17 protein-coding genes are annotated in these 14,230 nt (G+C 42.5%); 1 reads left to right on the top strand and 16 read right to left on the bottom strand.

The annotated features are described in order from the left end of the window. Positions 1 to 103 precede the first annotated feature (103 nt). From rsmA to metG, 5 genes are all read right to left on the bottom strand, one after another. Entirely contained in the window at positions 104 to 997 is an 894-nt protein-coding gene (gene rsmA / locus R2B77_RS15065; RefSeq protein WP_203248950.1) for a 16S rRNA (adenine(1518)-N(6)/adenine(1519)-N(6))-dimethyltransferase RsmA, read from the bottom strand. Beyond that, on the bottom strand, positions 994 to 1,551 hold the full coding sequence (gene rnmV / locus R2B77_RS15060) for a ribonuclease M5 (protein ID WP_203248949.1): 558 nt from the start codon (positions 1,549 to 1,551) through the stop codon (positions 994 to 996). Before rnmV ends, rsmA begins: the two co-directional genes overlap by 4 nt. A gap of 258 nt (positions 1,552 to 1,809) precedes the next feature. After that, positions 1,810 to 3,042, bottom strand: a complete 1,233-nt coding sequence (locus R2B77_RS15055) for a ubiquitin-like domain-containing protein (protein ID WP_322555743.1) — start codon at positions 3,040 to 3,042, stop codon at positions 1,810 to 1,812. A 134-nt stretch (positions 3,043 to 3,176) separates the two neighbouring features. Continuing rightward, a complete protein-coding gene (locus tag R2B77_RS15050) occupies positions 3,177 to 3,944 on the bottom strand; it encodes a TatD family hydrolase (protein WP_203248946.1) in 768 nt (255 codons plus the stop codon). A 75-nt stretch (positions 3,945 to 4,019) separates the two neighbouring features. Beyond that, positions 4,020 to 5,984: a methionine--tRNA ligase gene (gene metG, locus R2B77_RS15045; RefSeq protein ID WP_203248945.1), complete on the bottom strand. Its 1,965-nt coding sequence runs from the start codon at positions 5,982 to 5,984 to the stop codon at positions 4,020 to 4,022. Between the two features lie 272 nt (positions 5,985 to 6,256). Between metG and R2B77_RS15040 the strand changes: the two genes are divergently transcribed. Further along, entirely contained in the window at positions 6,257 to 6,535 is a 279-nt protein-coding gene (locus tag R2B77_RS15040; RefSeq protein ID WP_203248944.1) for an AbrB/MazE/SpoVT family DNA-binding domain-containing protein, read from the top strand. A 67-nt stretch (positions 6,536 to 6,602) separates the two neighbouring features. Here the strand turns inward: R2B77_RS15040 and rsmI are convergent, their stop codons facing one another. The 11 genes from rsmI to R2B77_RS14985 form a co-directional block, all read right to left on the bottom strand. Further along, positions 6,603 to 7,481, bottom strand: a complete 879-nt coding sequence (rsmI, locus tag R2B77_RS15035) for a 16S rRNA (cytidine(1402)-2'-O)-methyltransferase (RefSeq protein WP_203248943.1) — start codon at positions 7,479 to 7,481, stop codon at positions 6,603 to 6,605. Then, on the bottom strand, positions 7,459 to 7,746 hold the full coding sequence (locus R2B77_RS15030; RefSeq protein ID WP_203248942.1) for a GIY-YIG nuclease family protein: 288 nt from the start codon (positions 7,744 to 7,746) through the stop codon (positions 7,459 to 7,461). The genes rsmI and R2B77_RS15030 overlap by 23 nt, the downstream gene beginning before the upstream one ends. Beyond that, the gene (locus tag R2B77_RS15025) at positions 7,730 to 8,479 is read right to left on the bottom strand and encodes a tRNA1(Val) (adenine(37)-N6)-methyltransferase (RefSeq protein ID WP_203248941.1); all 750 of its coding nucleotides are present in this window, start codon (positions 8,477 to 8,479) and stop codon (positions 7,730 to 7,732) included. The genes R2B77_RS15030 and R2B77_RS15025 overlap by 17 nt, the downstream gene beginning before the upstream one ends. A gap of 124 nt (positions 8,480 to 8,603) precedes the next feature. Continuing rightward, the gene (gene yabA / locus R2B77_RS15020) at positions 8,604 to 8,963 is read right to left on the bottom strand and encodes a DNA replication initiation control protein YabA (RefSeq protein WP_212391878.1); all 360 of its coding nucleotides are present in this window, start codon (positions 8,961 to 8,963) and stop codon (positions 8,604 to 8,606) included. 13 nt (positions 8,964 to 8,976) lie between these two features. Further along, entirely contained in the window at positions 8,977 to 9,804 is an 828-nt protein-coding gene (locus R2B77_RS15015; protein WP_203248940.1) for a PSP1 domain-containing protein, read from the bottom strand. Next, positions 9,797 to 10,792: a DNA polymerase III subunit delta' gene (gene holB / locus R2B77_RS15010; protein WP_203248939.1), complete on the bottom strand. Its 996-nt coding sequence runs from the start codon at positions 10,790 to 10,792 to the stop codon at positions 9,797 to 9,799. Before holB ends, R2B77_RS15015 begins: the two co-directional genes overlap by 8 nt. A 64-nt stretch (positions 10,793 to 10,856) precedes the next feature. After that, positions 10,857 to 11,297, bottom strand: a complete 441-nt coding sequence (locus R2B77_RS15005) for a DUF327 family protein (protein ID WP_203248938.1) — start codon at positions 11,295 to 11,297, stop codon at positions 10,857 to 10,859. 19 nt (positions 11,298 to 11,316) lie between these two features. Next, a complete protein-coding gene (locus R2B77_RS15000; RefSeq protein ID WP_203248937.1) occupies positions 11,317 to 11,646 on the bottom strand; it encodes a cyclic-di-AMP receptor in 330 nt (109 codons plus the stop codon). 51 nt (positions 11,647 to 11,697) lie between these two features. Further along, positions 11,698 to 12,330 (bottom strand): dTMP kinase, encoded by a 633-nt coding sequence (gene tmk, locus R2B77_RS14995; protein WP_203248936.1) that lies wholly within the window; start codon positions 12,328 to 12,330, stop codon positions 11,698 to 11,700. Between the two features lies 1 nt (position 12,331). Next, positions 12,332 to 13,780 carry an aminotransferase class I/II-fold pyridoxal phosphate-dependent enzyme gene (locus R2B77_RS14990; RefSeq protein ID WP_203248935.1) on the bottom strand — a complete coding sequence of 483 codons (1,449 nt, stop codon included), beginning with the start codon at positions 13,778 to 13,780 and terminating at the stop codon, positions 12,332 to 12,334. Between the two features lie 176 nt (positions 13,781 to 13,956). Next, the coding region (locus tag R2B77_RS14985) for a hypothetical protein (protein ID WP_322555742.1) at positions 13,957 to 14,230 on the bottom strand (274 nt) is incomplete at its 5' end.

Here is a 14,230-nt window from a genome sequence, read left to right as displayed (position 1 = left end):
AAAGATTCTGCCGAATGAAGAAAAAGCCGCCGGCGGATGTCACGGATTTTTTAGCGAGCTCGAAAAGCTCCGGACGCAATTATGCCAAAGCATAATTGATATGTCATTTTTTCTTTGCAACAAAAAAATCTTCATATAAAGCATTTGACAGATTCGCAAACTCTTCAATAGTTAGTGTTTCTCCACGTCTGCCAGGGTCCATATCTATTTTTTCAAATGCGTCTAAAATTTGTTGTTTCTTTTCTTTACCATTTGGTAATGAGGACTGTAAATTATTCAAGATCGTTTTTCTACGCTGAACAAATGACCCTTTTGATACTTCAAACAGAAAGTCTTCATCCAACACATGAGCTGGGGCTGTTTCTTTGCGCGTCAGATGGAGGACAGCCGACTCGACATTCGGTTGCGGCATAAATACTGTCTTAGGTACAATCATTGCCACCTCTGCGTCCATATAATACTGAATGGCAATAGACAGCGAGCCATATGCTTTTGTCCCAGGAAGAGCTGTTATCCGATCCGCGACTTCCTTTTGCATCATAATGACCATACCCGAGATAGGCACTTTTCCTAATAGGAATTTCATAATAATAGGCGTCGTCACATAATAAGGCAAGTTCGCTACAACAACGACATCGTCATAATCCGCGAAGTGTTCTGCTACAACTTGAGCCAGATCTGCCTCCAATATATCCTGATGTACAATGGTCACGTTGTCGTAAGGCGACAATGTATCCTCCAACACCGGCAATAGCCGCCCATCAATTTCGAAAGCAACTACCTTACCCGCACTCCTAGCAATATGCTCAGTCAGTGCACCAATACCAGGTCCAATTTCAATTACACCCGTTTTCTCGGTCAGCTCTGCATGTGACACGATATTGCGTAAAATATTTGGGTCGATTAAGAAATTTTGCCCTAAGCTTTTTTTAAATGAAAAACCGTACTTATCGAGAATCTCTTTTGTCCTGACTGGAGTCGCGATATCTTTTCTCATTCATTTTCCTCCTTGTCGAGAACTTGTAATACTTCCGCTAATTGTTCATGGCTAATCCGAAACATTTCAAGCCGCTTCTTCAAGCCTTTGCCATTGACTTGACCAATTTGTAACAGCTCACTTAGCCGTTCGCGCCGTTTTTTAGCAGCGGGATGTCCAATAAGCCTCGCCGCCATCAATTCGGCAAGCGGGATGTCAACCACAGGCTGGTCTTCTACCGTATAAACTGCGCTAATTGCACGCCTTATATCCTCATCATGTGCATGCTCAATGCCAAGTCCTTGCCCATTTTTAGCAATCGTTAATTCCTTTTTCAAAAATGCATGCTTGACACCTGGGACACGCTCTTCGATAATTGCACGAATCCGCCTCCCTGGGAAGTCAGGATCGGTAAAAACAATTACACCGCGCGTTTCTAAGGCGTGCTGAATACGTACAAGTGTCTTGTCGTCAATAGCAGATCCATTGGTTTCAATCGTATCAGCACCTGTCGCACGTTTAACGGCAACTGTATCCGATTTCCCTTCGACAACGATAATTTCTTTTATGTTCACAAAAATCCTCTTTCCCATTGCATTCTTTCTTCAATTCTACTCCGTGGCTTAATGGATGTACAGGAAGGCATATGATCAATTATATAAAAGCTGTGATCAATTACGCCTCGGCGTAATTGCGTCCAAATTTTGGATTGCGCCCGCGCAATTAACTCCCGTCACAATTTGTGACATCCGCCGGGGTTATAGCTTGCTTCAACAGAAGTAAGCTATAACGTAAATATCCGTAGGACCAATTACAGTCCTACGGATATTATGTCAATCGATGACTTTCATCTTCACTTGGCGTCGCCCAAATTTATAGGCTGCATTTTTCGTTGGTACATGAAGATCGATCTTCATGCCCTTAATTGCACTACCTGTATCCCCAGCAATCGCGTATCCATACCCTTCCACCCATACTTTTGAACCGAGTGGAATAACATTTGGATCGACTGCAATCACTTTCAAATCCGGATTCGCACGTAGATTAATACCTGTCTTTGTAATTCCAGAACAACCATTACAATACGCTGTATATGCCGTAGCTGTTACATAAAACTCCTGACCTCCCGATGGGGCATCGGTATTACTACGAGATATGCCTACACCTGATCGTCCCGTGGATGCACTTGCCAGCATTACCTTCGAACCGACTGCAACAATTTTCTTTTGCGGTTCTGTAATTACTTTTTCTGCTAGTAGCTTACGAGAAACTTCCTTACCATTTTCTTTCACAATTTCGAACTCCCGTGAAACCGTTCCTTTCTTTCCTTCCTGGACAACTTTTTCGCGTCCTTTTAGCAAAGATGAATCGTTGCGTGTTTCAACTGCGAAGCCCGCTGGTTCTTCCACTACATCGGTGACCTTTTCCACTCGTACAACCTCTACTACAGAGCCGGGCTTCAGATATTCTTCTGCCTTTCCAGTTAGTCGGTCGTCATCATTCAGTTGAATGTTCTCTCTCTTTAAAAAGTCAGCGACCGTAGTCGAAGTAGACCAGACACTCTTCTCTACTCCCCCGTCATTCAGCGTTACCTCGAACGCTTTGCGGACGGTAATCTTATTATCTGCTTCAAGCTTAGCCGATAGACTAGGACTTACAGTGTCGTGTTCGGTTAATTCAATGCCAGCTATCGCCAACACTTCTCCAACCGTACTACCCGTTGTCCAAATATCCGTATACTCCTGATCGACCTGTATTGAAACTTGTTTCGACTGTTCCCACCTAATCGATAGACCGTCTTCGATAGATGTATTCACTGAGGGTGTTACTAAATCATGCTCGGCAACTTCGATTTCTTGTTCAGAAAGAAGATGACCTACTGTATGTGCGTGCGTCTTGATTTTAAGTTCTTCACCGTTCACTTGTAAAGTGACCGACTTCTGTGTCCCTTCAAAAAGGACAAGTGCTGTAATAGCAACAAATAGTGTAAGTGATACGACGGTTACAGCTATTTGTTTACTCCTCAATGACTGAAAGAACAGGTTTTCCATGATCCATTTTGACATGAAAAAAACTCCTCCTTTATCACTCGGCTGATTATAAAGGTTACTTTCGTACCTGTCAACCCATTCGAACTCGTTTCTCCAAAAAACAAGAAGTCCTCCACATGAAAAGTATGGAAAACTTCTTGGTAATTTATTCATCTGATATTAAATATTTTTAACGCATTGGCAGTCGTTCTTTGCGCGACTTCCTCCACCGGTAAATCCTTTAACCGTGCGATTTCTTCGGCTACTAACGTCACCCAAGCCGGTTCATTACGCTTGCCGCGATAAGGATGCGGTGCCAAGTAAGGTGCATCCGTTTCAATCAATAAATGATCAAGTGAAATAGCTGCGGCAACTTCTTTTGGCATCCTTGCATTTTTAAACGTCACTGGTCCTCCGAGTGAAATCATGAAATTCATAGCAATACACGCTTGAGCCGTTTCTACACTGCCACCAAAACAGTGCATAATACCACCTGTTTTCTTTGCCTCTTCCTCCTTCAAAATACAGACAACATCCGCTGTCGCATCCCGGTTGTGAATAATGATCGGTAGCTTCACTTTCTGCGCTAGGCGAATTTGTTTTCTAAACAACTCCTGCTGAACATCCTTCGGTGACTTGTCCCAATAATAATCGAGGCCTGTCTCACCGATCCCAACGACTTTCGGATGTGCAGCCAGTGATTCAATCCAGGCCAAATCTTCTGCTGTACAGTCAACTGCATCAACAGGATGCCAGCCAATGACCGCGTAGATGAATGCGTAATGCTCCGCGAGCTCCATCGCTCTAGTAATTGTCTTGCGGTCAAATCCAACGACTACCATTTTTTCCACCCCTACCGCTAAGGCACGTTCAATTACTTCTTCTACATCTTCTTCATATTGATCTGCATTTAAATGGACATGTGTGTCGATAAACATCAATTTTCCGCCTCACCATCTATTTATTAATAAAGAAAAACGGCGTTTCCATGAGGGACGCCGTTTTTTTCTTAGTTACTTAACTTGCGCACCATTTTCCAATGTCGGATCCACGGTTGCTAGCTTCAAAATGCCATCCGATTTCCCCGCCAAAATCATACCTTGCGATAGTTCACCGCGTAATTTTACCGGTTTCAAATTAGCAACAACAATTACTTTCTCGCCAATCAACGCCTGCGGTTCGTAATGCTCTGCAATTCCTGACACAACTTGACGCTGCTCGTAGCCAAGATCCAATTGTAGCTTCAACAACTTATCTGCTTTAGGGATCTTCTCACATGCTGTCACTGTCGCTACACGTAAATCAACTTTCATAAAGTCTTCGAATGTGATTTCATCTACTTCAGCGATTTCCGCTTCAACCTTCTCTGCTGGTTTATTTTCAGCTGGAGCTGAGACGGACATTTGATCGCGGATATAAACGATTTCAACATCTGAATCCAGGCGTGGGAAAATCGGTACACCTTTGTCTACCACTTTCGTACCCGCCGGAATAATATCAAACTGACCTAACGTGTGCCAAGCAAGTAGTGCTTCATCTAAACCAAGCTGTGACATAATCTGTTTTGGGGACTCCGTCATAAACGGCTGTAACAGCACTGCGATATGACGAAGTGAAGTAGCTAAATGTAGCATAACAGATGCTAACTTGCCGTTATCTGCCTCCTCTTTCGCTAAAACCCACGGAGATGTTTCATCAATATATTTGTTCGTCCGTGAAACGAGCGCCCATAATTCAGATAGCACAGTACTAAATTGCATATCTTCCATCGAAGCTTCGTATTTCTCTACTGTTTTCGTGATGAAATCCGTTAAATCAGCATCGAACTCTGTCGCTACAAGCCCTGTTGTTGGAATATTTCCATCGAAATATTTATTAATCATCGAAATGGTTCGGTTTAATAAATTTCCTAAATCATTCGCAAGATCATAATTCGTTCGTTCAATGAAGGATTCTGGTGAAAACACACCATCCTGACCAAATGGCAATTCACGGAGAAGGAAATAACGTGTTGCATCCAAGCCATAACGTTCAACAAGCATTTCAGGATAGACGACATTTCCTTTTGACTTCGACATTTTGCCATCTTTCATCATAATGAAGCCGTGCGCAAATACTTTTTTCGGCAATGGCAAATCTAGTGCCATTAAGAAAATCGGCCAATAAATAGTATGGAAACGCACAATATCTTTCCCCACAACTTGGACATCTGCTGGCCAATACCTATTGAACAACGAGTCATCCTCGGACTGATACCCAAGTGTTGTAATATAGTTTGTCAATGCATCGACCCACACATAGATGACATGTTTTGGATCTCCAGGCACCTTGATGCCCCAATCAAATGACATGCGTGAAACGGACAAATCCTCAAGCCCCGGTTTGATGAAGTTATTGATCATCTCATTTTTTCGTGACTCCGGTTCGATAAATTTCGGATTATCCTCATAAAACTTCAGCAGTCTATCTGCGTATTTCTTCATATTAAAGAAATACGATTCTTCCTTTACTTTTTGAACAGGTCGCCCACAGTCCGGACAATTACCGTTATCTAGTTGCGATTCCGTGAAATACGTTTCACAAGGTACGCAATACCATCCCTCGTACTCCCCTTTGTAAATGTCCCCATTATCGAGAAATGTCTGAAAAATCTTTTCGACGGCCTTTTTATGCCGCTCTTCTGTCGTCTGAATGAAGTCATCATAAGAAATGTCCATGATGCCCCATACCTTTTTTGCTATTTCTGCAATACCATTCACATATTCCTGCGGTGGAAGTCCTGCTTCCTCTGCTTTTTCTTGAATTTTTTGGCCATGCTCGTCCATTCCTGTTAGAAAGCGTACATCGTATCCGCGAAGTCGTTTGTAGCGAGCCATAGCGTCCGAAGCAACGGTTGTATAAGCCGTCCCAATATGGAATTTTCCACTTGGGTAATAAATTGGTGTTGTAATATAAAATGTGTTTTTCTGATCTGCCACGAATATTCCTCCAGTGTAATTAAATATACATTCTATTCTATCGAAAGCACCTCATCGATACAATCAAATTCCTCATTGAACTCCATTTTCCAACTCTAACAAGCCTGATTCTACATGCTTTAAGGCCCTCTTTGAAAACAAAACTATTATTTTTATTATAGTTTTAAGTAAGTTGTATTGACGATAATTGGAAGTCTTGGTATGATAAAAAGCAGACAAGAGAATTTTGTCGAATTTTGACGAAAACTATAAATTTGGAAGGAGTTCTTATTATGAAATCTACTGGTATTGTAAGAAAAGTTGACGAGCTTGGACGTGTTGTTATTCCAATCGAACTACGCCGTACACTCGGTATCGCTCAAAAAGATGCTTTGGAAATCTATGTGGATGAAGACAAGATCATCTTGAAGAAATATATGCCTAATATGACATGCTCAATTACAGGAGACGTGTCTGACGACAACTTACGTTTAATTGATGGAAAATTGATTTTGAGCCCTGAAGGCGCAAAACAATTGATTCAAGAAATTCAAGAAAACCTTAAAAAATAATTTTGCTATAACAATGTCCAGGACGATTCTTCGTTCTGGATATTGTTATTTACAAAAAAAGATAGTATCACTCATTCTCTACGTGGTACTCCTTATAAACATCGCGTCTGCTCATGCCTCGTTCGTTAGCTACTTCTCGAATAGCGTCTTTCGATCGAAGTTCTTTTCTTTCCATCACTTCAATCACATGATGACGCACATCTAAAGCATCCCACCAGACATCTTGTTGCTCTACAATAGTTCCGTCACTGCCTTCAATAACAATACAAAACTCTCCACGTGCCTCACTTGATTCTACCCACAAGACAGCCTCTTCAAGCGTGCCGCGCAGAAATTCCTCAAAGCGCTTCGTCAATTCCCTAGCTAATGTTATGCGACGTGTCCCACCAAAGCTTCCTTCAAGCGCATGCAGAGTCTCTTTTAGCCTATGGGGTGCCTCATACAAAATAATAGTCTCTTCTCGTTGCTTCAAGGCTTCCAACTGACTTGCCCGTTCTTTCTTTTGTCGGGATATAAAACCAACAAACAAAAAAGGCTGCGGCACTAACCCTGAAGCAACTAGTGCACTGATTGCTGCATTGGCTCCCGGTACAGGTACAACATCATATCCTGCAGTAATCGCCTTGGCTGCAATATCTGCACCCGGATCTGAAATACACGGCATTCCCGCATCACTGACAAGCGCGATGGACTTTCCTTCTGCGAGCATAGCCAAAATCTTTTCTCCACCAACTTCTATGTTATGTTCATGATAGCTCATCAACGGCGTTTTAATCTCAAAATGATTACACAGCCTAATTGTATTGCGAGTATCTTCGGCCGCAATTGTATCGACCTCTTTCAAAATACGGATTGCACGAAATGTCATGTCCTCCAAATTTCCAATCGGTGTTCCGACAAGAAATAATTTACCTCCACCTAGTTCAGCACTTTTTTGTGACTTCATCCGATACCTGCCCCTTTACAATATATCGCTCTTTCGCTTCTCTTTTTAATTGTTTAAATTGATATTCTGCCTGCATCGCTTCCCGTTTTGTCTCAAAGCCCTCATAATAAATACAACGAACTGGCCTTTTTGCACGCGTATATTTTGCACCCTTCCCTTCATTATGCACACGGACACGCTTCTCCAGATCATTCGTATAACCGGCATAATAAGAGCCATCCTTACATTCCAGCACATAAAAGAGATGATTAGCCTTGTTGTCCATACAGTAATATCCTCACTTCATCCGTATATTCACCATCAGCACCGTATACATAAAGCGGAGGCAATACTTTCAAATCTGGCTTCCCATCCTTAATCCCTTCGATAAGCAATGTATTCGCTTCTTTTCCTTCCTTTGGATATACAAAACGAATTCGCTTCGGCTCCAGTCGATTTGCGCGCATCGCGGTGACAATATCCAGTAAACGCCCAGGACGATGAACAAACGCCGCCTTCCCGCCTTGTTTTAGCAATGCACTCGCTGATTGAATCGCCTGTTCAAGCGTCAAATGGATTTCATGTCTTGCAATCGTCACATGCTCCGACAAATTTTTTTCGCTTGCCTCATGTGCTGGGAAGTAAGGTGGGTTACACGTCACCGTATCGTATGTTTCATAGCCAATTTTTGCAGCAATACCGATGACATCATCATTGATTATACGAATCCTATTTTCTAAACAATTATAATGAATGCTTCTTTCTGCCATGTTCGCAAGTCTTTCCTGCAACTCAACCGCAGTAATATCCGCATTTGTCCGGGCACTCAAAAATAACGGTATTGCGCCATTACCTGCACATAAATCAACAATTTTTCCTGAACGTATTGGTACATACGCAAATCTTGCCAATAGCACCGCATCCAACGAAAATGAAAAAACAGACGGACTTTGAATAATACGTAAGTCTTCTGCCAACAAAAAATCGAGACGCTCGTCATCCCTTAAAATTTCCTTCATATTTCTACGCTCCTCATAAAACTACCAATCATTTACCCCACACTATACAGAAATAGCGTATTCGGTATCCCACTGAATTCAGATAAAAAAGCCGATGCCTACATTGCAATAGGATCGGCTCATTTCACACATTTTGTTTATTTAAAAAAGATAGACAGAACAGACAGTCCTCTCCTTTTCTGCTTCCTCCATAATGGACGTTGCAGACATGGAACCCTTCGTTATAAAGACGTGCTAAATTGTCGACACCTTCCCCGATGTCTACTGTATTTGACTTCTTATGATCTTGACGTTTATTCGCAACTTGTGTTTGCCCATCTATTTCTTCCAGCCGCTCTCGCAAATGATGGTTTTCAAGTTGAAGTGAATGGTTCTCTTCCGTCATTTGTGCTACAAATCCAATCAATTCATGAAATTGCTTATGCATGGAGCCGAGTTGTTGTTCAAATTCCATTACCCTGTCCAGAAAGTTCCTTTCTTTCAACTGTCTCACCTCATCATTTCGTCAATTGAGCTACACTATTTTGCTGCCCCATTAATTCTTCTAACGTATACTCCAACACATGATCCTGATCCGCCAAACTTACCTGAAGCAAACGTTCAAGAAGGTTAAGGCCAACCACTCTGCCAGGTCCATCCGGTGTTTTAACATGTGTTCCAACATCCGGCATTAGTGCTTTTGCTTCTTCATACTCGTCATTTTCATACTTTAGACAGCACATGAGGCGACCACAAAGCCCTGATATCTTCGATGGGTTGAGTGATAAGTTCTGATCCTTCGCCATTTTAATAGACACCGGCTCAAAATCACCCAGAAATGTCGAACAGCAAAGCATTCGCCCACACGGTCCAATACCACCAAGCATCTTCGCCTCATCACGTACACCAATTTGCCGAAGCTCAATACGTGTTCGGAATATCGCCGCTAAATCTTTCACAAGATTTCGGAAGTCAACACGACCTTCTGCTGTAAAATAGAAAACAATCTTATTACGATCAAACGTATATTCAACATCGACAAGCTTCATTTCTAATTTATGCTCTTGAATTTTGTCAACACCCGTTGTGAAAGCTCTTTCAGCTTCTAAACGATTCTCCTCTACCTTCTCAAGATCTTCCGTCTGTGCTGGACGAATAATTCTTTTAAGTGGTAGTACAACATCATGTTCTTCTACTTCCCTCACTTGACCTGCAACTTTACCGTATTCAATCCCGCGCACAGTCTCAACGATGACATAATCACCTTCATTGAGTGTAAATTCAACTGGATCGAAATAATATATTTTACCCGCTTTTTTAAAACGGACTCCTACGACTTTATACAACAAGTAACCCCTCCTGCATGTTGAGCACCAATTGTTCCATTAAAAGCATTCGATTCATATTGCCGTGCAACTGCTTTTTCGCTTGCAAAATTGCCTCCATATTAGCAGACAATCGACTATATGTCATCTTCATCGAAAGACTCCTAAAAAATTCTTGCTGGTCTGGAAATGCTGGCGTTGATTGTAGACCTGCTTTAAATGCCACCACATCTCGATAAGCATATAGTAACAAATCTAAACCACGTTCAGATTCTTCCTTCTCTTTAAATAAAGGAGACCATTCCGATTGGATAAATAACAATGCTTCATGGACATGTCGATCCGATGCTTCAACCAATTTTAACACTGTCTTTCGCATGTGTGCAAATTGATCGTCACTAGCAAGCCGAAATGCTTCCTCCGGACTAGCTGTCACCATCGTCACTGTTGCTGCCATCGACGAAGTAATTCCTTGTTCAACAAGCCCTTTAATCATCACTTCTCTTGATGGTGGTAGGAAGGAAATTCGCTGACAACGCGATTGAATTGTCGGCAAGATCGATTGATAAGCGTCTGTTAACAAAATAGCTGTTACATCTCCCTCAGGTTCCTCGAGGAACTTCAGCAGTGTATTCGCCGCGGCAACATTCATACGATCAGCTTTTGAAATAATGTAAATTTTCCTGCCTGATTCATACCCTTTTTTAGTCATATTATAAATCAGGGTAGACATTTGCTCTTTTTTTATATCTTGTCCGTCTGGTTGAATCATAGTGACGTTAGGGTGGTTATGGGATGTGACACGTCGACAGGAATGGCATGTTTCACATGGAACAAAATTTTCAGGTTGACTGCACAGAAGAAGTTGAGCAAAAAAAAGGGCTGCCAATTCTTTTCCCGTCCCTGATTCACCATCAAATAGATACGCATGTCCAATTCGTCCATTTTTATAGGAAGAACTTAATCGTTCCATGACAATTTTTTGCTCTTTAAAAAGTCGCTGCTTCATTTCTCCTGACACACCCCTTATTTTGAAAAAAGCCCGTGTTTCTCATATGACAGAAAACACGGGATCACATGTATAAATTAATGAGGAGACCTTTAATCTCACCAATTTTAGCTAATAAATCGACAGATGTCTTCTCTTCATTCAATAAGTCTTCTGCCAACTCGATCAGCCGCTCATCTATCGTCTCGACAAGTTTTAAACGGCGCCCCTCGCCAAAACGATTCCACGAATGCGACTGTTTCAATCCCATTCCTGACTCAACAGCTTCCTTGAGAAAACGTCGGACAAGCATTTTAAACTTAGCCATATCACGTAAATTACGTGAACGTGCAATTCGATCACCGGCTGATGAAATATCACCAAGCAACCTAGTGATCTGCTCACCATGAAGGCGCTGCTCTTGTTTGACAACCATTTGCCCAAATCTTGCTCCGCCTTGTGGTGTTTGCAAGGGATCTTTTCTCATTTTATCAAGACCAGCACGGTAATCGCCATTGACCTTCATTTCGCTTCACCTCTGTTCATCAAAAATGATGAAAATGTTCGATTGGTAGAACAAATACCGTTGCCCCGCCAACTTCAACTTCTACTGGATAAGGAATGTAAGAATCGGCATTACCACCCATTGGAGAAACAGGTGCTACCATCTGATCCCGTGAACGACAATTTTCTCGGATAAGTTCAAGCGCCTTTGGAATAAGGCTATCATCGGTACCAATTAGAAACGTTGTATTTCCTGACCTTAGAAATCCTCCTGTGCTGGCTAACTTTGTCGCCCGGAAGTCATTTTTAGTCAACGCTGCGGACAACCGGTTACTATCCTGATCCTGTACAACTGCCACAATTAATTTCACGGTAATCTCCCCTTTTTTCCGCTTTCCATTATTATATCATGAATTAGCTTATTACATGAGTCGCGTGCATATAATTTCCCAAACGTTTTCCGTTACTTGCTTTTCAGAAAGAGAAGCATCCGTCTGAACAATCCGATTCGGATAGCGACGTATAATTTCTTGGTATCCTTCATAAACCTTATTGTGAAAATCAAGGCTTTCCTTATCCAACCGATTTTGTTCACGTTCATTATTCTTCAATATACGTGCCAGCCCTATTTCCGGGTCGATATCGAAGAAAACAGTCAAATCCGGCATTGTATCGCCAATTGCGAACTCATTTATAGACAACACCTCATCAATACCAAGCCCTCTACCACGCCCCTGATAGGCCAGCGAGCTATCGACAAAACGGTCACATAACACAATCGAACCACTACGAAGTGCAGGCATCACCTTCTCCGTAAGATGCTGTCTCCTCGCAGCCGCGTAAAGCAGTGCTTCTGTCTTTGCATCCATTTCCTGATGCTGATTATCCAAAATGATTTCACGAATTTTCTCCGCTATACGTATACCACCCGGTTCACGCGTGAGAAGTACATCCCGTCCCTCAGCCTTCAAGCGATTATACAACTCCGCAATAACTGTTGTCTTCCCCGCCCCTTCAGGCCCCTCAAATGTTATAAAAATACCTTTCTGTACCATGTTATTCCTCAGTCCCTTCCTTTACGACAACTATCTGCCCTTCATCGACTCGAATTGCTCCTTGAAATTTTGCCCCCATTTGAAGCAAGTTCATCAGCGTTTGAATATGCCCATCACCAATCTTTTCTCCTCCGATTAGCAATGGAATCCCCGGTGGGTAAGGAATGATAGAAGCTGCCACCACGCGGCCTACCGCCTCATCATACGAAATCCATTCCGTCTCCATTTGCACCATTTGCCTAGCTGTGTATGTAAGATAAGAAATTCCTTCATTAAGTAAAGGCATTTCAAGCACATTCCGCTTTTCACGCACTAAGTGTAAACGAGTAACAGCAGACTCCATCCTCTTAGCAATCTCCTCGAATGGATAATCCGTGCCCACCTTCAACAACGGTAAAACGAAAAGCACTTGATATGGATCTGCAAGCTCTGCGTAAATGCCCTCCACTTCCAGCTCCCTCTGCAATTCAAACCCAGAACAATCCTTTACCCGTATAATCAGCTTTAACGGATCATTCGACCCAATCACCTGGAGCCCGGGAATCGTCGCTAACCGTTCTATAAAAGCCAAACGTCTCTCTATAAATAAAACTTTATCGTCTCCATCATAAGTTTCTATATATGCCCGGGCATCATCCAATGATGCCATCAATACATACGATGGGCTACTTGACTGTAGCATTTGCAAATAATGCGCAACCCTTTCAGTAGAAACAAGGTCTGACCTTACATGCAAGAATGAAGCCATTGTCATGGCTGGCAATGTCTTGTGTGCTGAGTGGACAACAACATCTGCCCCCATATCCAACGCTGAGCGAGGAAACGGTTTCCCAACAGCAAAATGTGCTCCGTGAGCTTCATCGACTAAGACCGGGACCCCGTATGTATGACAAGCCTTTATCATCTCTTCCAAGCCTTCCCCAGTTGTCCCATAATAGGTTGGATGCGTCACAACAACCGCCTTCGCGTCAGGATAAGCCACTAGCGCTTCACGTATTTGAACGACTGTCATCAGCCCAGCTGTCTTTGTCGTCTGATCCCACCCCGGCGCAACAAGCACCGGCCTCGCACCAGTCAACTCTATAGCATGAAACACTGATTTATGTGCATTGCGCTGAACGATAATAGTATCACCTACACCACACGTCGCATAAATCATTGCCAAGTTTCCGACTGTCGATCCATTAACAAGGAAAAAACTTTGATCCGAGCCATAAAATGAAGAAAGCTTCCTTTGTGCTTCGTCAATCGCCCCATCCGGCTCATGAAGATCATCCAAGCCTGTTAACTCCGTTAAATCATAACGAAGCACCGAACGTAAGTCAGACGGTAACCCAGAAAGACTTCCTCCTTTATGTCCTGGTACGTGAAACGAAACAGGGTTTGCTGCATTAAATTTTAGTAATGCCTCAACAAGCGGGCGGTTTGAATTTCCCATCGTGAATTTCACTTCCTTTACCTCTCTCTATTATAGAGGATACCTGGGATTTATTCAGTCTGTAACTAGAAATTCGAAGTCTTTATATGACTTTTAATGAGTTTTCATTAAAAATAAACAACAAAAAAGCCATTACCTAATTATAATGACCATGTGCTCGGCGACGTCCTGAAAATCCTTGCTTTGATTTACGCAAAAAGCACGTAAATCACGCAGAAACGAAAGGCCGCCTTTCGTTTTGCAGCGGGAAACCCCCAACTACCATCGGCGCTGGAAAGCTTAACTTCCGTGTTAAAATCCGTACGCTCAACCCTTCGCTCTTGTTCGCAAAAGCCGTTCTTCGTAACGACTTTCGCTTCGATCCTCCTTCCTTCACTTCTTCGAACTCCACCACACCTCCCCTTTCTCGCATTCCATTGTACAAGTTCACAAGACAAACCTTCGGTTTTTATTTTTAGACAA

The sequence above is a fragment of the Sporosarcina beigongshangi genome, assembly GCF_033485195.1.
Lineage (GTDB): Bacteria > Bacillota > Bacilli > Bacillales_A > Planococcaceae > Sporosarcina > Sporosarcina beigongshangi.
Note: the sequence above shows the minus strand (reverse complement) of the source record. Positions and strands in the feature narration are given on the sequence as shown.